This is a genomic window from Enterococcus sp. LX10, assembly GCF_023539285.1.
In the GTDB taxonomy this organism is placed as follows: Bacteria; Bacillota; Bacilli; order Lactobacillales; family Enterococcaceae; genus Enterococcus; species Enterococcus faecalis.
Map to the genome: position 1 here is coordinate 2,620,082 of NZ_CP092784.1, position 22,125 is coordinate 2,642,206.

At 37.6% G+C, this 22,125-nt stretch carries 16 protein-coding genes and 1 riboswitch; of the genes, 5 read left to right on the forward strand and 11 right to left on the reverse strand.

Annotated elements, in window-relative coordinates:
- Nucleotides 1-477: 477 nt before the first annotated feature.
- Nucleotides 478-4,119 carry an nSTAND3 domain-containing NTPase gene (locus tag MKZ30_RS12335; protein ID WP_010816857.1) on the reverse strand — a complete coding sequence of 1,214 codons (3,642 nt, stop codon included), beginning with the start codon at nt 4,117-4,119 and terminating at the stop codon, nt 478-480.
- A gap of 250 nt (nt 4,120-4,369) precedes the next feature.
- On the opposite strand from MKZ30_RS12335, the gene MKZ30_RS12340 reads away from it, so the two are divergent.
- The gene (locus MKZ30_RS12340) at nt 4,370-5,314 is read left to right on the forward strand and encodes a helix-turn-helix domain-containing protein (RefSeq protein WP_010816858.1); all 945 of its coding nucleotides are present in this window, start codon (nt 4,370-4,372) and stop codon (nt 5,312-5,314) included.
- Nucleotides 5,314-5,484, forward strand: coding sequence for a type I toxin-antitoxin system Fst family toxin (locus MKZ30_RS13410; RefSeq protein ID WP_174089884.1), 171 nt, complete (start codon nt 5,314-5,316; stop codon nt 5,482-5,484). Before MKZ30_RS12340 ends, MKZ30_RS13410 begins: the two co-directional genes overlap by 1 nt.
- Nucleotides 5,485-5,770: 286 nt before the next feature.
- On the opposite strand, the gene MKZ30_RS12350 is transcribed toward MKZ30_RS13410, so the two are convergent.
- Nucleotides 5,771-6,010 (reverse strand): helix-turn-helix domain-containing protein, encoded by a 240-nt coding sequence (locus tag MKZ30_RS12350; protein ID WP_373412745.1) that lies wholly within the window; start codon nt 6,008-6,010, stop codon nt 5,771-5,773.
- A 100-nt stretch (nt 6,011-6,110) separates the two neighbouring features.
- Between MKZ30_RS12350 and MKZ30_RS12355 the strand changes: the two genes are divergently transcribed.
- Entirely contained in the window at nt 6,111-6,332 is a 222-nt protein-coding gene (locus MKZ30_RS12355) for a helix-turn-helix transcriptional regulator (protein ID WP_010816860.1), read from the forward strand.
- A gap of 314 nt (nt 6,333-6,646) precedes the next feature.
- Here the strand turns inward: MKZ30_RS12355 and rpsI are convergent, their stop codons facing one another.
- From rpsI to MKZ30_RS12380, 5 genes are all read right to left on the reverse strand, one after another.
- Nucleotides 6,647-7,039: a 30S ribosomal protein S9 gene (rpsI, locus tag MKZ30_RS12360; protein ID WP_002354786.1), complete on the reverse strand. Its 393-nt coding sequence runs from the start codon at nt 7,037-7,039 to the stop codon at nt 6,647-6,649.
- 13 nt (nt 7,040-7,052) lie between these two features.
- Entirely contained in the window at nt 7,053-7,481 is a 429-nt protein-coding gene (gene rplM / locus MKZ30_RS12365) for a 50S ribosomal protein L13 (protein ID WP_048670019.1), read from the reverse strand.
- A 236-nt stretch (nt 7,482-7,717) separates the two neighbouring features.
- Complete coding sequence (locus MKZ30_RS12370) at nt 7,718-8,185, reverse strand: Dps family protein (protein WP_002354782.1); 468 nt, start codon at nt 8,183-8,185, stop codon at nt 7,718-7,720.
- Between the two features lie 127 nt (nt 8,186-8,312).
- On the reverse strand, nt 8,313-9,032 hold the full coding sequence (locus MKZ30_RS12375) for a DUF5105 domain-containing protein (RefSeq protein ID WP_016622550.1): 720 nt from the start codon (nt 9,030-9,032) through the stop codon (nt 8,313-8,315).
- 83 nt (nt 9,033-9,115) lie between these two features.
- A complete protein-coding gene (locus MKZ30_RS12380) occupies nt 9,116-10,636 on the reverse strand; it encodes a gluconokinase (protein ID WP_033600556.1) in 1,521 nt (506 codons plus the stop codon).
- Nucleotides 10,637-10,744: 108 nt separating this feature from the next.
- Here MKZ30_RS12380 and MKZ30_RS12385 point away from each other — a divergent pair, with 108 nt between their 5' ends.
- Nucleotides 10,745-11,437 carry a prepilin peptidase gene (locus MKZ30_RS12385; protein ID WP_033600557.1) on the forward strand — a complete coding sequence of 231 codons (693 nt, stop codon included), beginning with the start codon at nt 10,745-10,747 and terminating at the stop codon, nt 11,435-11,437.
- Nucleotides 11,438-11,485: 48 nt separating this feature from the next.
- On the opposite strand, the gene rpoC is transcribed toward MKZ30_RS12385, so the two are convergent.
- The 3 genes from rpoC to MKZ30_RS12400 form a co-directional block, all read right to left on the reverse strand.
- Nucleotides 11,486-15,139 carry a DNA-directed RNA polymerase subunit beta' gene (gene rpoC, locus MKZ30_RS12390; RefSeq protein ID WP_002354777.1) on the reverse strand — a complete coding sequence of 1,218 codons (3,654 nt, stop codon included), beginning with the start codon at nt 15,137-15,139 and terminating at the stop codon, nt 11,486-11,488.
- 166 nt (nt 15,140-15,305) lie between these two features.
- Nucleotides 15,306-18,920 (reverse strand): DNA-directed RNA polymerase subunit beta, encoded by a 3,615-nt coding sequence (gene rpoB, locus MKZ30_RS12395; protein WP_010816862.1) that lies wholly within the window; start codon nt 18,918-18,920, stop codon nt 15,306-15,308.
- 419 nt (nt 18,921-19,339) lie between these two features.
- Nucleotides 19,340-19,555 carry a zinc ribbon domain-containing protein gene (locus MKZ30_RS12400; protein WP_002354768.1) on the reverse strand — a complete coding sequence of 72 codons (216 nt, stop codon included), beginning with the start codon at nt 19,553-19,555 and terminating at the stop codon, nt 19,340-19,342.
- 138 nt (nt 19,556-19,693) lie between these two features.
- On the opposite strand from MKZ30_RS12400, the gene MKZ30_RS12405 reads away from it, so the two are divergent.
- Nucleotides 19,694-20,686: a biotin--[acetyl-CoA-carboxylase] ligase gene (locus MKZ30_RS12405; protein ID WP_010816863.1), complete on the forward strand. Its 993-nt coding sequence runs from the start codon at nt 19,694-19,696 to the stop codon at nt 20,684-20,686.
- 166 nt (nt 20,687-20,852) lie between these two features.
- On the opposite strand, the gene MKZ30_RS12410 is transcribed toward MKZ30_RS12405, so the two are convergent.
- Nucleotides 20,853-21,491, reverse strand: coding sequence for a lytic polysaccharide monooxygenase (locus tag MKZ30_RS12410; RefSeq protein WP_010816864.1), 639 nt, complete (start codon nt 21,489-21,491; stop codon nt 20,853-20,855).
- Nucleotides 21,492-21,918: 427 nt separating this feature from the next.
- Nucleotides 21,919-22,085, forward strand: a riboswitch (M-box (ykoK) riboswitch).
- Nucleotides 22,086-22,125 lie beyond the last annotated feature (40 nt).

The window sequence follows — 22,125 nt, forward strand, 5'->3', positions numbered from 1 at the left end:
GGAATCAATTATTCTCTTGGTAAGAAAGATAAACATATTGTCAGTATGTGAATTTTTATATACTGGTTTATGACAGAACACACACTGTCGCTACCATAAAAAAAGACACCTTCCAAAAAATGGAAAGTGTCTTGAAACATTGTAATTGATTCGTAAGCGAACACGTTCGCAACGACTCCAAATAATTAACGTTTTGAGAACTGTGAAGCTTTACGAGCTTTTTTAAGACCTGGTTCTGTGACAGAGATTTTGAAATAGTTGGAGAATCCTTTAACAGCAATAGATTGAACAATTTTTCAACAGGTACGATTTTAATGAATTTCAGCACATTTTAAGACCATTGTACCTCAAGACGTACCCAAAAATATGCGTAAATCAGAACAATAATAAAATAAAAATCAGAAGATATATTTCACGCTTTTATCGTTCATTTTTAGTAACTAAAATAGTGATTTAAAGTGTATCATACCTACATATTTATTCCAAATAGTCTGACAGAAGCTCTTTTTCTTTTCGCTTTTTAAGGGAATCTATCCTTGTTGTAATAACTAAAGCATGAGAAATATATTTTATATCTTCAAAAATATCAAGCAAGCTATTCAAAAAATTAATTTCTTTATCCAATAAAGGAACTAAACTACCTGACCAACTATTAGTACGTATCGTTAAATTCAATTTTTCAAAAAAAGGAGCATCAATAGCTTTATCTTTGAGCAATTCGAATAGATGTAGTAATATTTCATCATCAAATATTTCAAGAGACAGATTGTACAAGTTAACTAATCTATTCTCATCTTCAGTATCAAGTACTTCTGCTTTTATAAACTCCGATGCACGTTCAGTATTTGCTTTCAATATATCTTCCAAATATGGATCTACCCCAACATAAATCACACAATTTTCTCGAATTAAAAAGTCTAGATATTTTCTAATCCCATCCTCTGCAGCTTCTGATGTCCATATATGCTCTAATGGAATGTCATATTTTGCAAAACTTAAACTTCTTCTTAAAGTATTTAGTTTCACAAGGAATAAATAAATAAAATTAGCATCTTGTTCTTCTAATAAACTCTTGAAAATTTCTCCTGAATTATCCACCTCTTCACTACCTAAAACATCTAAATATATTTCTTTTAATTCTTTGTAGCCCACTATATTTATAATTCTTTTGGCAATATCTTTGAAAACATAAACAGGTATGAAAAACCGTCCCAATATTTTTCCTTCTTCATACTTATTCCTTAAAATATCTAAAATAGCTCTATCTTTTTCAATATAGTTTTCAAATGATAAAATATTGAAAGTATTTATTTTCTCATAATTTTTAAGTTCCTTTAAAAATGAGATAAGCTCTTGTATCCTATCTTTGTTAATACTTTTACATGTTAACAGATTTGAAAGGTACCATCTTTCATCGAGTTCTTTTTCAACACTATTTAAAACATTTTGGCCTTTTTCAAATGGTAATTTTTCCATGTAATAGTCAAAATTATGGTAAGCAAAAGTAAAATTACTATTCAATAAAGTCATTAACATTTTGGCCTTGTCTTCTATACCTAAGTTTGAATACAAGACAGATATGGATCCTTCCATTTCATGTTTATTTAATAGTTCATCTAATTGATATTCTGCAAGTACATTAAATAATTGCAATAATTCATCAGAGTGTTCATCAAAAACTTCTTTTAATTTTTTCGCTCTTAACATTTGAGATTCCTCATAGTTGAATCCTTCTTTTTCATAATAAATCCCGTTAGATGAAAAAATCTTGTAAATTTCTTGTCTTTGTGATGGTTTATATTCAACAAACAGCTGAGGTTCTAATTCTAAGTTCTTTGATTCTGAGTCCAATTCAAATACTATCGCTTCTTCCCTAATATTCAATTTACTTAAATCTTTGAAAAATAGTTTTTGTATACATTTTAAATCCGAACTAACAGTTTTTAAAAAACCGTTCTTTACTTCATATACTGGGTAATTAAATAATAGCTTATCTATATGGTTATTTGCTTCTTCATAATTCAAATTGTAAACTTCAAAAAGCAGTTCAAATATTTTTCTGTGAAGTTTAATTAAATAATCTCCATCAACTAATTTATAGCGGTTGATTACTACATTTCGACCATTGGGAACAATTTTTTCCCCAGAAAACTTTAAAAATTCCTCAGAAATGTTAACAATTAGCAAAGCCATTAGTTCATTAATATTTTCTTGCTTTGAAAATATTTCAAAAATACTAAATCTTTTTTCTAAATAATAATTCCATTCTTCTTCAATATCAAAATTCGATTTAATCGCTGAAAAGACCTCGTAAACTCTATCCTGCCTTTTTTTAAAGTATTCTATAAGAAGCAACCCTGCATCTTTAAATTTTTCACTATTTGACAACGAACAAAGAATCTCAATAATTGGGTCATCAACCCTATTACTTCTTTTCTTCTCTTCAAATTCCTTTTGTGATACCTGATAATCATTACTACTAGCAGATCGTATCTTTTCATTAGTATAGGCAAGCGTTTCAATAGGTATTAATACTCCATATTGTATTAAAAAACATTCTCTATCAATATCGGTAATGACTTCATGATAGACATACTTTATTTCATCTATTAAATATTCCATCCAGTCATTGGATACTTTAAAATTATTAATACGGACAAGCATCTCAACAATTTCTTTCTCAATTTTTGGGAATAAATTAATGAAAAAATCTCTTACTTTAAAAACTTTATCATTTGCAATAAAATCTATTATCACAAAATCAGATAAGCTTTGATCGCTAACTTTAGCTGCTTTATCTTGAAATATATCACATAACTCTTTATCGTGTAATTGCCTTATTGCGAGTAAAAAGCTATCCAAATCTATTTTAAAAAATTTCAGCAATTCTTCCAAAGATTCTTTATCAGTCAAATTCAATTTGTTTTTAAAACTCAAAATAAATAGACTGATTTTCTCATTTGGAGAAAGAGAATTTTCTTTGATAATTTGATTATAGTAACTACCTAATACCTCTTTTCCATTATCAATAAATTCATAATTTTTTTCTTTCGTCATAATAGCTGCAATTACCGCTATTCTAGGATTATTATGTGATAATTTCATTATTTTTCTTAAATTACTAGCAGAAACTTTATTTATGCTGTTGATTAGTGACTCAATCTGTTTATCACTCATTAAAGTTACTTTTTGTATTTTTGTCTTAAATGGTTCCAGTTGATTAATGATTCCTGAAAGTGCATAGTCTCTAACTGTAATAATTAGTTTTAATCTTTGTTCATACTCCTCCAAACTTAATAGGCTAACGATGGCATCAAAATTAGTTATTGTGTTAGCATCATCTAAAAGTAAGTAATTTACTCTATTATTATCTAATGCGTCCTTAATGTCTTGGTAAACAGGCATACTATTACTTTTAACACAAATTATATTACTATCTATAGGTAATTTTTTACATACTTCAATAGCTAGCCTAGTTTTCCCTGTCCCTGGTACACCAGATAATAAAAGAATTTGATGATCATTGATTTCTTCTATTAATTCTTCAATTGTATCTGCTTCATTAATATATGGTGTATTTAGAGGAGCATTAGTTTTGCTTTTATCATGAATGGAAATAAATTGTTCTATATTCCAAACTTGCTCCGTTGATTCTATTATTCCAAGAAATTCCTTTGTAATATCTTGATATTTAAACTGAAGAAGGTCGTGGGATAATGTATCTATACCAATGAGAGTTAGCTCTATTGAACCAGCCAACTCTCTGAGCTCTTTATCTTTTGCTACAGTTAAATTAGAAGAGGTGTGACAACAAATTATTTCTTGAATATCTTTTTTGCTAATTTTTGTTTTTTCAATTGCTTCTTTAATATCTATCTCTAACTTAGCTGTAGAGTCTGCTCTCGTACCATACATAACTAAAACGTATCTATTAATTTGATTATCAAAGAAGTATGTATCAGGTATTCCTTTTGTTGTCTTATCAGTCCCCTCCATAGAACCTAGAGATACGATATTTTCCCAACTTCTTTTACGATAAAGATAACTATCACATAATTTTTGAAATTTTCCTCCCTCTAGTTGTTTGATTTCATTTTGAATTCTATTCAACCTTGACATTTTCCCCCTCCTAATCTATCTACATCAAAACTGCTACTGGAATAGCTCATAGTACTTCGTTTGTAACAAATTTCTATATCATTATATATTTTATTGTGTACTTTCCCTATAAAATATAGTTTATCATATTTTCATTGAACAGAAACCTTATAACATCAACTAAAAAATTGATTCATTTTACAGTTTGCCTACTTAAGTTACAGTTTTAATTTTTTTCTTCTTTTGCTAAACTCATTTTGAGGTGATAAATATGTATAAAAATAGACTTAAAGATTTAATGCTAGAAAGAAATATTAGTAATCACAAACTAGCAAAAGAAACTGCAATATCTCGGCAAGCTATTAGTAAGATTAAAAACAATGAATTTCATGATATTTCCGTTAACGTATTAACTGAGTTGTTAGAATATTTTGACGTATCTTTTGATGAATTCGGAACAATATATACCCGTGAAGAGTGCTTACAAGCATTCCTACCTAATAAAGGTTTTAATCATGAAAATTTGGATCTATTAGAATCTTTACTTTCTAAAAACCTTCATATTTCATGCAAGTATCATCCTTATTCGTCAAAACAATGCTTGAATATTTATTCCAAAGGATATTTCAAAAAGTTTTCTTTTTCAGGAAATATGCGAATCAATACTACTTTATATGGATTAACATTTGAGATAACAGATTTTGATTTATATAAAAAAAGTGAAAATTTTCACTTTGATGATTTCTATAATTTATATAAAAAATTCATTATTCAACTAGAGAACTATGCTTTAATATTAGGATTTACTCAAATAGTTATAAATATCAACTCTTATACGGACAAAGATTTACAAACATACTTAGAGCCTAGAGCAGTAAATTTAAAAGATTTACAATTTTTAGTAAATAATTACAAATATTCTAATAGAGAAAATGAATTAATTAAAACATCAATCATTAAGAATCGAGGTTACATAGAACATAGCAGCAATAATTCCTATCAAAAAATAAAAGCTGAAAAAGAGAGGATAAACAATTATGTAGACTGCCTAAACCAGTTAACCTTTTTTGAAAAAGAACAAAAACGTATTTCTATGTTTTCAGAAGGAAATATATATTCCAACCACGATACAAAAAAATTTATCAAACAACTAAATACAGAAATTATCCCCAAAGAAAAGCTCGAAAAGGATGTCAAAAGACGATGGGGGTGGTGATGTTCTCGTTTTCTTTCATCTTTCTCTATGCTATACTAATCTCGGCAACTTGCCCCCAAGGGGGGTGTGTAATATTGGATGAGCTTCTATCGTTAGTCATTGCGCCTATATTTGTAGGTATTGTTATTAAACTTTTTTCTCACTGGTTAGATGAGAACGACAATGACTAAAAGCAGGTTGCCTTCTAACCCACACATTCGTCGTCGCAACGAATGTAAAGAAAAACCACTCTATTCGCCGTAGAGTGGTTTTTGTGTAATATTGATAAAGCGACTATCGTTTCGCACCATCATAGTACCAAAAATAGAGTGAAAAAGCAACAATCCTATTTCATTAAACGTTTCAATAATATTTTACCGTCTTCTTTAATATACTTTGAAAGTAAGAAAAACAGCTTGCTACTCTTCTCATTTAATACAAAGCTATAAGTAAATATATTAATATAATCTATATTTTTTAGTCAAGTCTTCGTAATTTCATAACCTTGGATATATCTTCAATCTCCAAAGCATCTGCAATACGTTCAATGTGTTCCAAATAGATTCTTTTTCGCTTGCCATTCGCAAGATTACTGAGATTAGATGGTTCAATACCTGATAATCTCGCTAATTCTCTCAGAGACATATTTCTTTCAGCTAGTAAGTCATTGATCAATACTTCTACTTTAACCGATGTTTTTTCTTGACTCATAGTCATTTTCTCCTTTCTAACTGTTGTCTATATAAACATCGTATAGTAAACTATTTTTATAGTGTTGTTCGTATAGACATGCATTTTATATAAAAGGAGTGTATTTATGAGTAAAGTAGAAAAAGAAAATTTCGTCAGTTCTATCCATGTATACAGAGCAATTCATCGCATGACTCAACAAGAACTTGCAGAAAAGGTCGGTGTTTCGAGACAAACCATTCTTCAATTAGAAAAAAATCGCTATAATCCTTCTTTATTATTAGCTTTTAGGATTGCTAAATTTTTCCATGTGAGGATTGAGGATATATTCGTTGTTAAGGAAAGTTAAACAGAAAAATATGTAGGTGAACAAAATTAGAAAATTAATTAAAAAGAAATTTATCCTCTGCATAAGTGTATTTTTAGGAGGCGTATAATTTTGAAATCAGGCTCCGTCATTCTATTGGTAATAAAGATAAGCGTGTAATCAGCCTATAAGACTTGTATAGCAGAAATAACACTGTAATTACTACAACAAAAAAAGACACTTTCCAAATTGGAAAGTGTCTTTCAAAATGATAATTGAGTGGCACTCGATTCCCAAGGAAATCTTCGTCCCAGATTGTCTTCGTAAGCGAACACGTTCGCAACGACTCCAAATAATTAACGTTTTGAGAACTGTGAAGCTTTACGGGCTTTCTTAAGACCTGGTTTTTTACGTTCAACCATACGTGCGTCACGAGTAAGTAACCCAGCGCGTTTTAAAGCAGAACGGAAGTCAGGATCTACTTGTAACAATGCACGAGCGATTCCGTGACGGATAGCTCCTGATTGTCCAGCATAGCCACCACCGTTTACGTTTACGATTACATCGTAAGCGCCTTTTGTTTCAGTTACGCCAAATGGTTGGTTGATAACTTCACGCAAGTCAGCATGTGGAATATATTCTTCTACGTCTTTTTTGTTTACAGTAATTTTACCAGTACCTGGTACTAAGCGTACGCGGGCAACTGCATTTTTACGACGGCCTGTGCCGCTATATTGTACTTGTGCCAATGAATTTCCCTCCTTAAATTAAGTTCGTGATATCTAATACTTCTGGTTGTTGTGCAGCATGTGGATGCTCAGCTCCACCGTATACGTTCAATTTAGTAAATTGTTTACGTCCTAAAGTGTTTTTAGGTAGCATACCTTTTACAGAAGTTTCGATAAGACGGCGAGAGTTTTTGTCGCGTAATTCACCAGCTGTCACTGATTTTAATCCTCCAGGATACATTGAGTGACGGTAGTAAATTTTGTCTGTAGCTTTTTTACCTGTTAATTTTACTTTATCAGCGTTAATTACGATTACGAAATCTCCAGTATCCACATGTGGTGTGAATGTTGGTTTATTTTTACCACGTAGTACAGAAGCAACAACTGCTGATAGACGTCCTAAAGGAACATCTGTTGCATCTACTACGTACCATTTACGTTCTACTTCGCCAGCTTTGGCCATATATGTTGTACGCACGTTTCTTTCCTCCAATTTTGTTTTCGATGTTTGACATACACTTGAGTTTCCGGGGCTCATTGTGGGGCAAACAATACCATTTAATATTTTACCTTCAATCACTGATAAAGTCAATGTTTTTCTGCGCTTTCAGAAAATAGATTTTCACTTATTTTTTTGTGCCTTTTAAACAGAAAAAAGCCGCCAACGTCAACGTCAGCGGCTTTGGGAGTTGTTTTAAATTATGCGTCAATACCAGGCGCTTTGCCAAGTTTGGCTTGTAACATCCAAATATTTTTTTCGATGTCTGTTTTGTTTGCGATGAAAATGTCTTGTGTGCAGTCGTCGCCTTCTTCACCAGAAACTTCGATTCCTTTTGCGTAAAGGTCTGCTAAGTAACGGTAGCCTGCTACTAATTTTTCCATACGTTCTGGAATGGTGCGGTCCCAGTTACCAATTTCATCTTCAATTTTTGTATTTTCTGCGAATTCACGCAATGTTGAGAATGGAGAGCCGTCCAATGTGATTAAACGTTCTGAAACAACATCTAATTGCTCATTGATTTGATCCATGTATTCATCCATTTGTGGGTGAAGTGTTAAAAATTCAGGTCCACGCATATACCAATGTGTTTGATGAATTACCACGGAAAATTGGCTTAAATCTGCAACGAGTTGGTTCAAAATTTCTTTTGTTTTTTCAAATTTCATTCTTTGTCATCCTCCTAAATATTATTTCTACACTCTTAGTGTAATATGAATTGTGAAAAAAGTACACTGAAAACCTTTCTTTTTTAAAATTATTATCAAATTATAATAATTACAATTAAGAATTTAATTAATTTCCTGAAATCGCTGTTTTTTCATCCGCAGTGACGACTTTTTGTTCCGCTTGAGTGAGGATCGTGTCGAGTGCCTCTGTCAACTGGTCAGTATCTTCTTTTCCTGTGACGAAAGCTAAAAAAAACTGATTCAGTCTCAGTTGCTCCGCTGCCGGCAAGTACCATTGTCCTTCTACTTGCTTAACCGTTAATGGCAGTTCAACTGGCTCATGGCTGACATTGATTTGTTGGATTTCTTTTTTTAAAACGGCTAACGTGTGCTGCATGTCTAGCGCTTGTGTTGCCTGTTGCGTTTGCTGAAGAAGAGCAGTGGTTGTATCTTCAATCGCCGTCACAAAATCTAAGCCCTTAATCTGAAAAGTGATTGTCGCTTGCCCATTCAATTCTTTTGTGGCTACTAGTTGATATGACGCTTTTTTCTTCACTTGAGCCAGTAATTCTGTGCTAAGCTTCTGGGCTTCAGTCTCGGTGACTTCAGCGTTCATTTCTTTTAAGCTATTGAAAAACTGCTTCTGGAACTGTTGACGGCTCGTCTGCAAATGCTCCGCTAAGACTTTCGGTTCACGAAAAGTTTGAGAGAATGTCGCTGTCTTTTCTTGATAAATAAAGTAATCTACCAACTGTTGCGCTGCTTTTTCGCCGGAACGAGACGGTGCACTGCAGCTTGCTAACGCCCCAATGAATAACAGAAATAGTGGTAGTAGCTGTTTCTTCATTCCTCATCCTCATTTCCTCAAGTCTTTGTCTCTCTTCTAGTTAAGCAACTTCTCAGTAATTTGTCAAAGCTATTTACTATCAATTATTTGCGGAATTCTGCTAATTTTTGATAACTTTGTGCTAAAACTTGTTGGGTTTCTTGAAAAACAGGATACAGTTCTTGATAAACTAGCAATTGATCCGCCCGTGGCGTGACCGTTTCATGAATCAGCACCTGTTGCGCCGCTGCTTGTAAATTTGGTAACTGCCCTAAGCCTTGCCAACCTAGCAAAACAGCGCCTAATGCCGAAGCTTCGGTACTATCAGTGAACGATAACGTTTCTCCCAGCACATCAGCCATGATTTGACGGAACACAGGGGAATCAGCAAAGCCGCCTGTCGCCCGAATCTCCTGAACGGGTCCACCGAGTTGTTTCAAATCCTCTAAAATAGTTTTTAAATTGAAACAGATTCCTTCCACCACCGCTCGAGCTAAATGTCCGGCATGGTGATTTTTGCGCAAGCCAATAAAACTTGCGCTCGCCTCTGCATTCCACAGCGGTGCTCGTTCACCAAGCAAATAAGGATGAAACAGTAAGCCATTTGCCCCGGCTGGCACGGTTGCAATTTGGGCCATAATTGGGTCATAGAGATTGGTCCCGTTTTGGATAGCTTGCTGACGTTCTTCTGCAAAAATCGTTTGGCTCGCCCAATCTAACGCAACTGCACCATTACTACTTGCACCACCAATCACCCAGTGCTGTTCATCTAGAGCAAAACAAAACGTTTCACCTTGCGGATGCAAAAAAGGTTCTTCGACAATATACCGAAGTGCGCCGCTCGTACCAACGGTCAAAGTCGCTACACCCATTCCTAGCGCTCCCAAACCTAAATTAGACAATGGACCATCCGCGCCACCAAGAACTAAAACCGTTTCTTCTTCAACACCAAGCATCTCTTGCCAAGAAGGCGCTAATGCTGGAAAAATGAACGTTGACGGGGCAACTTTTGGCAACTGTTCCTCCTCAATAGATAAATACGCTAAAATCGACGATTCCCATTGCCGCGTGTGAATATTAAATAAACCCATCCCCGAAGCACTACTATAATCTGTCCAGTATTCGCCAAAGAAACGGTAAAAAATGTAATCCTTAATCCCAATAAACTTGGCCGCGCTCTGCGCAACGGCTGGCTGATTTTCCTGCAGCCAGCGAATCTTGTACAAAGGCGCCATTGGATGAATTGGCATGCCTGTCAATTGATAAAATAATTGGGCAGCTGGCGTTTCTTTTAACGCTTCCGCATAATCAGATGCTCGTGTGTCAGCCCAAGTAATCACTTGGGTCAATGGGCGTCCTTGCGCATCCATGGCAATTAAGCCATGCATCGCTGAAGCAAAAGAAATGAGCCCAATTGGTTGATTCTTCACTTGCTGTGTGACGGTTCGAATACAGTTCACCACAGCTTGGAACAGCGTTTCTGGGACTTGCTCCGCCATTCCTTCAGTCTCTTGAATTAATGGATAACGCACATAGCTAGAAGCTACGACTGTGCCATTTGCTTGAAAAGCCACTGCTTTGGCTTGCGTGGTGCCAACGTCGACACCAATCGCTAATTTTTCCATTTGATTCCCTCATTTCTTGTTTCTTTTATTATTCCTAACAAAAAAAGATTTGTCTAGTCAAACGAAAAAGTTTAAAAAAAGCGTAGTTTATTTTTAAGGAGGTAACCTATGTTTTTCTTGAGTCTCTTTTTGATTGGTACCTGTTTCGGTTCTTTTTTATGCTTAGTGGCGGAGCGCTTACCAGTAGGGCGTTCTCTGTGGTGGCCCCCTTCCCACTGTCAAGGTTGCCATCAGCCTCTACAACTCTATGAATTAATTCCAGTTGTTTCGATTTTGCTGCAGCGCTTTCGTTGTCGAAAGTGTCAACAGCCAGTAGCTAAGAGTTATCTTTTAGCAGAACTTGTCATGGGCGGCTTAACCGCAAGCTGTTTTTCAGCTGGCCTGACGATTGATGCTTTGATTTTCTGGTGGTGGCTGACGAGTGCTTTCACATTATCCTTGATTGATTGCTGGTATTTAGTGGTTGAACCGAAGATTCTTTATCCTAGTTTTTTTGTGCTTTGTTTGCTGAAAGCGGCGGGTCAGCATTCGTTTTACTTACTGACTATTCTTTTTTGTTTTTGTTTTTTCCGAGCCGTCTTACATTATTTTCCCGAAGCCATGGGGCGAGGGGATCTTTTGTTACTGGTTTTGTGGGGCTGTTTTTTACAGGTACCTCAGTTGCTGATGCTACTATTTTTTGCCAGTAGTTATGGCCTAATCTATGGCTACAGTTGTAAATTTTTGGGGTATCCAGTTGAACAGAAACTTCCTTTTGTCCCCTTTTTAAGTTTGGGCTTACTCACAATCAGTTGGTTATAGCAAATAAAAAAAGCCGCAAGGAGCATGCTCCTTACGGCTTTTTAGGGTTTATTTATTGATGTTTTTCATCGCATCTTCAGCAGCCATTTGTGCTTCAATGTCTGAAATACTATAAACGTTTTCGCTAGCTACGCCAACTTCTTTTGGTTCCATGTTACGGTAACGAGCCATACCAGTACCAGCTGGGATGATTTTACCAATGATAACATTTTCTTTCAATCCAAGTAATGGATCTTTTTTGCCACGGATAGCAGCATCTGTTAACACGCGTGTTGTTTCTTGGAAGGATGCAGCAGATAAGAAGCTGTTTGTTTCCAATGACGCTTTGGTAATACCAAGTAAAACTGGACGACTAGTAGCAGGGACGCCACCAGCAACTAATGTGTCGTAGTTACGGTCTTTAAATTCTGCGATGTCCATTAATGTTCCTGGAAGGATTTCAGTGTCACCCGGATCCATTACGCGGATTTTACGTAACATTTGACGAACCATTACTTCGATATGTTTGTCGCCGATTTCTACCCCTTGCATACGGTAAACACGTTGTACTTCACGTAATAGGTAGTTTTCAACAGATAAAACATCACGAACTTGTAATAATTGTTTTGGATCAATTGAACCTTCTGTCAACGGTGCACCACGGTGGATGATGTCGCCTTCAGCAACTTTCATACGTGCAGTGTAAGGGACAGTATAGGTACGTGTATCTGTTTTTCCTTTGATGGTTACTTCTTTTTGACGTGTGGCAGGATCTTCAGAAATATCGATAACTTCACCGGTTACTTCTGTAATCACTGCTTGCCCTTTCGGATTACGTGCTTCAAAGATTTCTTGGATACGAGGTAAACCTTGAGTGATATCGTCACCGGCAACCCCACCGGTATGGAACGTACGCATGGTTAACTGTGTACCAGGTTCCCCGATTGATTGAGCGGCGATTGTACCAACTGCTTCTCCGACTTCAACGTCAGAACCAGTTGCTAGGTTACGTCCGTAACAGTGCTTACATACACCATGTTTTGTGTTACATGTAAAGACAGAACGGATAGTTACTTTTTCAATACCAGCGTCCACGATTTCTCTTGCAAGATCTTCAGTGATTAGTTGATCCGCACCAATGATGATTGCACCAGTTTCTGGATGAACAACTGATTTACGTGTATAACGACCTAATAGACGTTCGTCTAATGGTTCGATAATTTCATTACCTTCACGAATTGCTTCGATTTCAAGACCACGGTCAGTGCCACAGTCGTCTTCACGAATGATTACGTCTTGGGCAACGTCAACTAAACGACGTGTTAAGTAACCTGAATCGGCTGTCTTCAAGGCAGTATCGGTCATCCCTTTACGAGCCCCGTGAGTTGAGATAAACATTTCTAAGACAGAAAGTCCTTCACGGAAGTTTGAGATGATTGGTAATTCCATGATTCGTCCATTCGGAGCGGCCATCAAACCACGCATACCAGCTAACTGTGTAAAGTTGGAGATGTTACCACGGGCTCCAGAGTCAGACATCATGAAGATTGGGTTACGAGCTTCCATACTTTCGATCAGTTTTTGTTGGATTTCGTCTTTGGCACCGTTCCAAACGCCGATTACACGTTCATAACGTTCGTCATCAGTAATTAAACCACGACGGAATTGTTTAGTAATTGTTTCAACTTGTTTGTGGGCAGCATCAATGATTGCTTGTTTTTCATGAAGAACCATGATATCGGCAATCCCTACTGTCATCCCAGCATAAGTTGAGTGTTTGTAACCTAAGTCTTTCATGCGGTCAAGCATTTTAGAGGTTTCCGTAATGTGGAATCTCTTGAAGACTTCAGCAATGATATTTCCAAGATTTTTCTTCTTGAATGGTAAAACTAATTCTTGCTCTTTAATGTGTGCAGGAATGTCTGTACCAGCTTCTACGAAGTATTTATCTGGTGTTTGAACAGTTAAGTTATAGTCTGTTGGTTCGTTCAAGTAAGGGAACTCAACAGGCATGATTTCGTTAAAGATGATCTTACCAACTGTGGTGATTAAGATTCGTTCTTTTTGCCAATCAGTAAATGGTTTGTCACCTAAAAGTGTTGTTTGAACCCCAATCCGTGAGTGTAAATGCACGTAGCCATTTTGCCATGCTAAAACAGCTTCGTTCATGTCGCGGAAGATCATACCTTCCCCTTCACGGCCTTCTTCTTCCATTGTTAGGTAGTAGTTACCTAAGACCATATCTTGAGATGGTGTAACAACTGGTTTACCATCTTTCGGGTTCAAGATATTTTGAGCAGCAAGCATTAACATACGAGCTTCTGCTTGTGCTTCTTCGTTTAGAGGCACGTGAACCGCCATTTGGTCTCCATCGAAATCGGCATTGTAGGCTTCACAAACTAATGGGTGAAGACGGATGGCACGACCTTCAACAAGAACAGGTTCGAAAGCTTGGATCCCTAATCTATGCAACGTAGGTGCCCGGTTAAGTAAAACTGGGTGTTCTTGGATAACTTCTTCTAAGATATCCCAAACTTCATCTTCGCCACGTTCGATTTTACGTTTCGCATTTTTAATGTTTGTCGCAATTTCACGTTGTACTAATTCACGCATTACAAATGGTTTGAATAATTCAATCGCCATTTCTTTTGGTAAACCACATTGGTACATTTTTAAGAACGGACCAACGACGATTACGGAACGACCAGAATAGTCAACACGTTTACCTAGTAAGTTTTGACGGAAACGACCTTGTTTCCCTTTCAACATGTGAGAAAGAGATTTCAATGGACGGTTACCTGGTCCAGTAACTGGACGGCCACGACGACCATTATCGATTAAAGCATCCACCGCTTCTTGTAACATCCGTTTTTCGTTTTGAACAATGATGCTTGGCGCATTTAAGTCTAATAAACGTTTTAGACGGTTGTTACGGTTGATAACACGGCGGTATAAGTCGTTTAAGTCACTTGTTGCAAAACGACCACCTTCCAATTGAACCATCGGACGTAAATCTGGTGGAATAACTGGGATAACATCCATTACCATCCAGCTTGGTTGGTTACCAGAGGCACGGAAGGCTTCTAAGATGTCTAAACGACGGATGGCACGTGTCCGTTTTTGACCAGAAGCTGTTTTCAATTCTTCTTTTAATTGCGCAACTTCGCCATCTAAATCGACGTTATCTAATAATTGTTTCACGGCTTCGGCACCCATAGCAGCTTTGAAGGCTTGGCCATATTGTTCACGTTTTTCACGATATTCACGTTCCGTTAACAATTGTTTTTTCTCTAATGTTGTGTCACCTGGTTCGATGACAACGTATGAAGCAAAATAAATGACTTCTTCCAATGCACGAGGGCTCATGTCTAAAACAAGACCCATCCGAGATGGAATTCCTTTAAAGTACCAGATATGTGAAACTGGTGCGGCTAATTCAATATGTCCCATACGTTCACGACGTACTTTTGAACGAGTGACTTCAACGCCACAACGGTCACAGACAATACCTTTATAACGGATACGTTTATATTTACCACAAGCACATTCCCAGTCTTTGGTTGGACCAAAAATGCGTTCACAGAATAACCCTTCACGTTCGGGTTTTAATGTACGGTAGTTAATTGTTTCGGGTTTTTTAACTTCCCCATAAGACCAACTTCTGATCTTTTCTGGTGAAGCAAGCCCTATTTGCATACTTTCGAATTTATTTACATCGATCAAAAGGAATTCCCTCCATTTCCTTATTTAGAGAAGCTGAGTCAGCAACTTGTTAGCAAATGGCAAGCATCACTTGAAAGAAGGTCTGACGACACTTGGAACAAGTAATGGCTTGCGCAGTTGCAACAAAGTCGCAGTTGAATCAACTCATCAGAGTGGTAGCGACAAATTAGTCTCTGTCTTCGGCTGTTTCAATTTCTTGAACAACGTCTTGTGCTTCTTCTTTCACGACTGATTCTGCTTCTTTTTCCAGCTGTTTCGCTGATTGTTGTTCCGCAAATTTGGTTAGTGCGTCAACGGTGATTAAATCATCATCGTCATCGTCCATATCGCGTAACTCAATCTCAGCTTCCTCAATGTCCAAGACACGCATGTCTAAACCAAGTGATTGTAATTCTTTCACTAATACTCGGAATGATTCAGGCACACCTGGTTTTGGAATTGGTTCACCTTTAACGATGGCTTCGTATGTTTTCACACGTCCGACAACGTCATCAGATTTGTAAGTTAAGATTTCTTGTAATGTGTAAGCAGCACCGTAAGCTTCCAGTGCCCAAACTTCCATTTCCCCGAAACGTTGTCCACCGAATTGAGCTTTACCACCCAACGGTTGTTGCGTAACAAGAGAGTAAGGTCCGATTGAACGAGCATGCAATTTGTCATCAACCATGTGGGCTAATTTAATCATATACATGACACCAACGGAAATACGGTTATCAAATGGTTCACCTGTACGTCCATCGTAAAGAACTGTTTTAGCATCGCTAGCCATACCAGCTTCACGAACAGTTTCCCAAACGTCTTCATCGGTTGCCCCATCGAAAACAGGTGTTGCGACGTGAATACCTAATTGGCGAGCAGCCATACCTAAGTGTAATTCAAGTACTTGTCCGATATTCATACGAGAAGGTACCCCTAATGGGTTCAACATGATATCAACAGGTGTTCCGTCAGGTAAGAATGGCATATCTTCTTCCGGCATAATACGGGAAACAACCCCTTTATTTCCGTGACGTCCCGCCATTTTATCTCCTTCGTGAATTTTACGTTTTTGAACGATATAGACACGAACTAACATGTTGACACCTGGTGATAATTCATCGCCAGCTTCACGAGTAAAGATTTTCACATCATGAACGATACCGCCGCCACCGTGAGGTACACGGAGAGACGTATCACGAACTTCGCGAGCTTTTTCCCCGAAGATTGCGTGTAATAAACGTTCTTCTGCAGATAATTCTGTAACCCCTTTAGGTGTGACTTTCCCAACTAGTAAGTCGCCATCTTGAACTTCAGCACCAATGCGGATAATCCCCATTTCGTCTAAGTCTTTCAACGCGTCTTCCCCAACGTTTGGAATTTCACGGGTAATTTCTTCAGGTCCTAATTTTGTATCACGTGCTTCTGATTCATATTCTTCAATATGCACAGAAGTGTAGACATCGTCTTTAACTAAACGACGGCTCATGATAATGGCATCCTCGTAGTTGTAACCTTCCCATGTCATGAAGGCAACTAAGACGTTTTGCCCTAAAGCCATTTCGCCTTCTTCCATAGAAGGTCCATCCGCTAAAGTATCGCCTTTTTCAACTTTTTCACCTAAGTGAACAATTGGGCGTTGGTTGTAGCTTGTTCCTGAGTTAGAACGACGGAATTTAGTAACCATATATTTGTCTAATGCGCCATTGTCGCGACGAACGCGAATTTCTTTTGCATCGACGAATTCTACGACACCGTCATGTTTACATAGTAAAGCAGCACCTGAGTCATGGGCTGATTTATATTCCATACCTGTACCTACCCACGGAGAGCGTGGTTGAATTAACGGCACCGCTTGACGCTGCATGTTGGCACCCATCAAGGCACGGTTGGAGTCATCGTTTTCTAAGAAAGGAATACATGCTGTTGCGACTGCGACTACTTGTTTTGGTGAAACGTCCATGTAGTCAACTTTGTCTACGGCAACTTCTAAGTTTTCACTTTGTAGACGCGCCATAACAACATCATTGGCAAATGTGCCATCTTCATTTAAAACTGAGTTCGCTTGCGCTACGATATAATGGTCTTCGATGTCTGCGGTTAAGTAATCTACTTGATCAGTAACACGGCCTGTCACACGATCAACACGGCGATAAGGCGTTTCGATGAAACCAAATTTATTCACTTTTGCGTAACTAGATAAACTATTGATCAACCCGATATTCGGTCCCTCAGGCGTTTCAATTGGACACATACGACCATAGTGAGAGTAGTGAACGTCACGAACTTCATAACCGGCACGGTCACGAGTCAAACCACCAGGCCCTAAGGCTGATAGACGACGTTTATGGGTTAACTCACCTAATGGGTTTGTTTGGTCCATGAACTGTGATAACTGTGAAGAACCAAAGAATTCTTTGATACTTGCTACCACTGGACGGATGTTAATTAATTGTTGTGGTGTCAATGTTTCTGTGTCTTGAATAGACATTCTTTCACGAACCACACGTTCCATACGGGCTAAACCAATACGGAATTGGTTTTGTAATAATTCGCCTACTGAACGGATACGACGATTACCTAAGTGGTCGATGTCATCGACATTGCCGATATCTTCCATTAAGTTGAAGAAGTAGCTCATTGAAGCAACGATATCTGCTGGACGAACTGTTTTGACGCTGTCGTCTGGATAGCCGTTACCAATCACATTTACGATACGTTCAGGATCTTTTGGTGAAAGAACTTGAATCACTTGAATCGTCATTGGTTCAGTTACTACCGCATCTTCACTTGGATAGTAAGTTACACTGTTTAAGCCATTGTCAATGTATTCGCCTAATGTTTCCATGATTTGGTGTGTTAAAACCGTGCCTTTTTCGACAATGATTTCGCCAGTTTCTGGATCAACTAGCGTTTCAGCTAAGGTTAAGTTTAATAGACGTGTTTTTAAGTCTAATTTTTTGTTAACTTTGTAGCGACCAACGTTTGCCAAATCATAACGTTTTGGATCAAAGAAACGTGCAGTTAACAAGCTACGTGAGCTATCTGCTGTTTTTGGTTCGCCCGGGCGAAGACGTTCATAAATGTCTTTCAAGCCTTCTTCTGTACGAGAATCACTTGCATTTTTGTGTAAATCTTTTTCAATTGTGTTGCGTAAGCTTTCGCTGTCGCCGAAAATTTCGAAGATGGTATCATCTGAACCGAAACCTAAAGCACGAACTAACACAGTTAAAGGAATTTTACGTGTGCGGTCAATCCGAACATAAGAAATGTCTTTCGCATCTGTTTCCATTTCTAACCATGCACCACGGTTAGGAATGACTGTTGAGCCAAAACCTTCTTTGCCGTTTTTGTCCACTTTTCCATGGAAATAAACACCTGGAGAACGAACTAATTGGGAAACGATAACACGTTCTGCCCCGTTGATGATGAAGGTACCCATTTCTGTCATTAATGGGAAATCGCCGAAGAATACTTCTTGGGATTTAATTTCACCTGTTTCACGGTTGGTTAAACGTAATGTTACATGTAATGGCGCAGAATAGTTGGCATCATGTGCGCGGGCTTCTTCTACTGTGTACTTTGGTTCTTTTAATTCATAGTCAACAAATTCTAAGGATAAGTTTCCTTGGAAATCATCAATTGGTAAAATGTCTTCAAACATTTCACGAAGTCCCTCATCTAAAAACCATTGATAAGAGTCTGTTTGGATTTCAATTAAATTTGGTAATTCCAATACTTCACTGATACGTGCGAAACTTCTACGTTCGCGATGCTTTCCGTATTTTACTACGTGTCCAGCCAAGCTCTTCACCCCTCTAGTTATAAGTCTATCAAAACACCGATCCGAAAAATTACATTTACGTTACGTATATTAAATATATGTAACAAAAAGCATTTTTTGCAGTTTTTAAGCAAAAAAAAACCAAAAATAGAACATGCTTCCGAAAAATTTTCTGGCGTTTCTACTTTTGTTTTCCTATAAAAAACCGGAACGGACAATATTTCGCTCCTGCTTCGTCACTTTCAGATAGTTTTTGCTCTATAGATTCTACTACCTTTGTCTAGAAAAGTCAAGGGTTTCTTTAAGGTTTTCTTTTTCATAAAAAGGAGTTTTTTTGTAAAGGGTTTAAATGAAAAAAGGCGTAATAAATAATTACGCATTTTCCCCTATCTTCCTATTCGCACACAAAAAAACGAATGCAAAGATGCATTCGTTTTTGACTAACCGCCACCTAATAAAAAGTCTAGGACATTCATGCCGCCGCTTGTTTGGCTGCGGTAAAGTTCGGTGTAGCCGCATTGGGTACAGCTAATTGTAATAAATTTTTTATTTTGAACATCAAAAATTTTCGCAAAGTTCCCACCTGTTGCTTGAAATTGGTCCGACACATAGTGCATGTTGCCACATTTCTCACAAACATATTGTTGCTTTTCCATTCCCCTCACTCCTTCTCAATAAAACAAGTATAGCAAACGCCTGCTTCATTTTCCTCCATCCTAAGATGGATTTTTTCACTAGTTGACCAAGCCTTTTCCTTTCCGCTACAATAAGCATAACGAATCGGAGGAAAAAATATGTCGACAAAAAGCCAAGTCCTAACTTTATTGATGAAACAAACGCCCGCATTCCTTTCGGGCGAAGAGATGGCACAACGTCTATCCTTATCTCGCACAGCTATTTGGAAAGCGATTAATGAATTGAAAAAAGATGGCTATCAAATTACTAGCGTGCAAAACAAGGGGTATCGCCTTGAAAAATCAGATGTCCTTTCTGCAGAAGGCATTCAGTTGGCATTATGGCCACAAACACCGCCTTTAACAATTACCGTCCTAGAAACATCTGAATCTACCATGACCGATGCTAAGCGGGCGATTTTAGACCAGACGCCAGACAATACATTGATTGTTGCTGACATGCAAGAAATGCCGCGGGGCAGGTTCGGCCGGCCGTTTTTCGCTACGCCAGGTAAAGGGATTTACATGAGCATGGTGCTTCAACCGAACCAAAATTTTGAAGAAATCGCCCAATATACTGTGATTATGGCCGTAGCGGTCGCTCGAGCAATGGATACTCTGGCAGGCGTTCAAACAGAAATTAAATGGGTCAACGATCTTTATTTAAACGGCAAAAAAGTTTGCGGGATTTTGTCGGAAGCCATGAGCAATGTGGAAACAGGGCAAATTTCCAATGTTATCATCGGCATGGGGATTAATTTTTCAATTACAGAAACCGAATTTCCTGAGGACATTCGGCAGAAAGTGACTTCCCTTTTCCCAGATGGTGAACCGACGGCGTCGCGAAATGAACTAGTCGCCAACATTTGGAATCATTTTTATCAAATTTTAGACGAACGTTCAACGAAAGACTTTTTAGAAGAATACCGACAACGCTCCTTTGTGATTGGCAAAGACGTCGCTTTTACCCAAAACGGGCAAGACTTCCGCGGCGTTGCGACAACCATTAATGGAAACGGGGAATTGATTGTCCAGTTGCCTGATGGTACGTCCAAAACGTTGTCTTCTGGGGAAATTAGTTTGGACCAGATTGGTGAATGGCGTCGAGGATAAGTGGGGAAGTTTAGAAAAAAGAAAGTGGGACATCAGTCGTTTTGACTGATGTCCCACTTTCTACTTCTGAAGATAATCAGCTGAACAAAAGCAGCCCCTTCGGAAATTTCTTCTTATTTCTTGGCGCTAAGCACTTTTGTTTCAGCCGCATTATCTTGATACCTGATTATTGAACATTAACATCTATCGCTTGATAAAATGAATTAATCGTGTCATTGATATCCCAAACGGCATAAATAACATGGTATCCTTTCCTATCAGCGGGAATATCTATTCTGTGTGTTTCTGTATCATTGACCATAAATCCTTGACCAGGAGGTAAATCTTGACCGATTGGTTGCCCTACTATGCCAATCAGTTCCATTTCGTCCATCGTTAATGGTGCATTAGGATTCCATCCAGGTTTCGTCATATAGTATCTAAAACGATTGGTCTTATGTTTTGCCGTCATCACCCATTTAAAATTATTCTCACCTGTTGTTATATTACTTTTTACCCAACGAGTGGCTGTTTGTTCATCTAGTTTGGAATAGCTTGCTAATCCAGCTGAAGGCAACCTTCCATTTAATTGACCCGTGTCTAATAATTTAGTTGGTGCTTCAATTCCTTGGGGTGTCGTGATAATTTCTGGCTGTGAGCTGTCTTGACCAGGTCCCCATCCAAATCCGTTTGCTTCCGCATTTTTGACTCGACTGACTGGGCTATCAACATAGCCGTGTGCATAACTCTGCTGTGCATCTCCTAAAGCAAAAACACTGATCATCGTTGCGCCTACTGCAATTATGAATAACATCATTTTTTTCATGTATATCGCTCCCTTATAAGCAAAACCCTTCAAAAAACATGTAATCTTAATCAACTGAAACGTAAAATCTCCACAACATCATTTTTACTTTTTCGATAGCGACCATCAACTTTGTGCACAATTATTGTCGACATATTTATTTTAAATGAACTAGCAATTCAATAGCAACTGTCCGCCTTTTTTACTGAGAAAAACTTATAGCACTCTTATAAAAAATGTTTGTTTTTTAATTTATCATTATTGAACACCAACTATTTATAGCGGTTAACCGAGAACAGCCTTGTACACTTTTTTTTAGGATGCTCAAGTACTGTTTTTTTAACTGCTTCACTTCCCCACACCTTTAAATTTATTTAAAAAACAATAAATTTTCTTAAACTTCATTGTGAGAACCGCTGCATAAATTCTATACTTCTAGCGTTAGATAAAATAACCTTGTTAGGTGAGGCTCCTATCCAAACATAGGCTATTGCGCAGAAATGTCGAAAGACACCAATGTGTAAAACAGGAATGGTCGAATTAAGGCTCTTCTAAAAATAGCTAAGAGAAATCTTTACGTTGGATAGTGCTAAAGCTCAGACGATGAGAACCGATTGGCTTGCTGTGTCCTGTTTAGTCGCAAGCGCTTATTTAC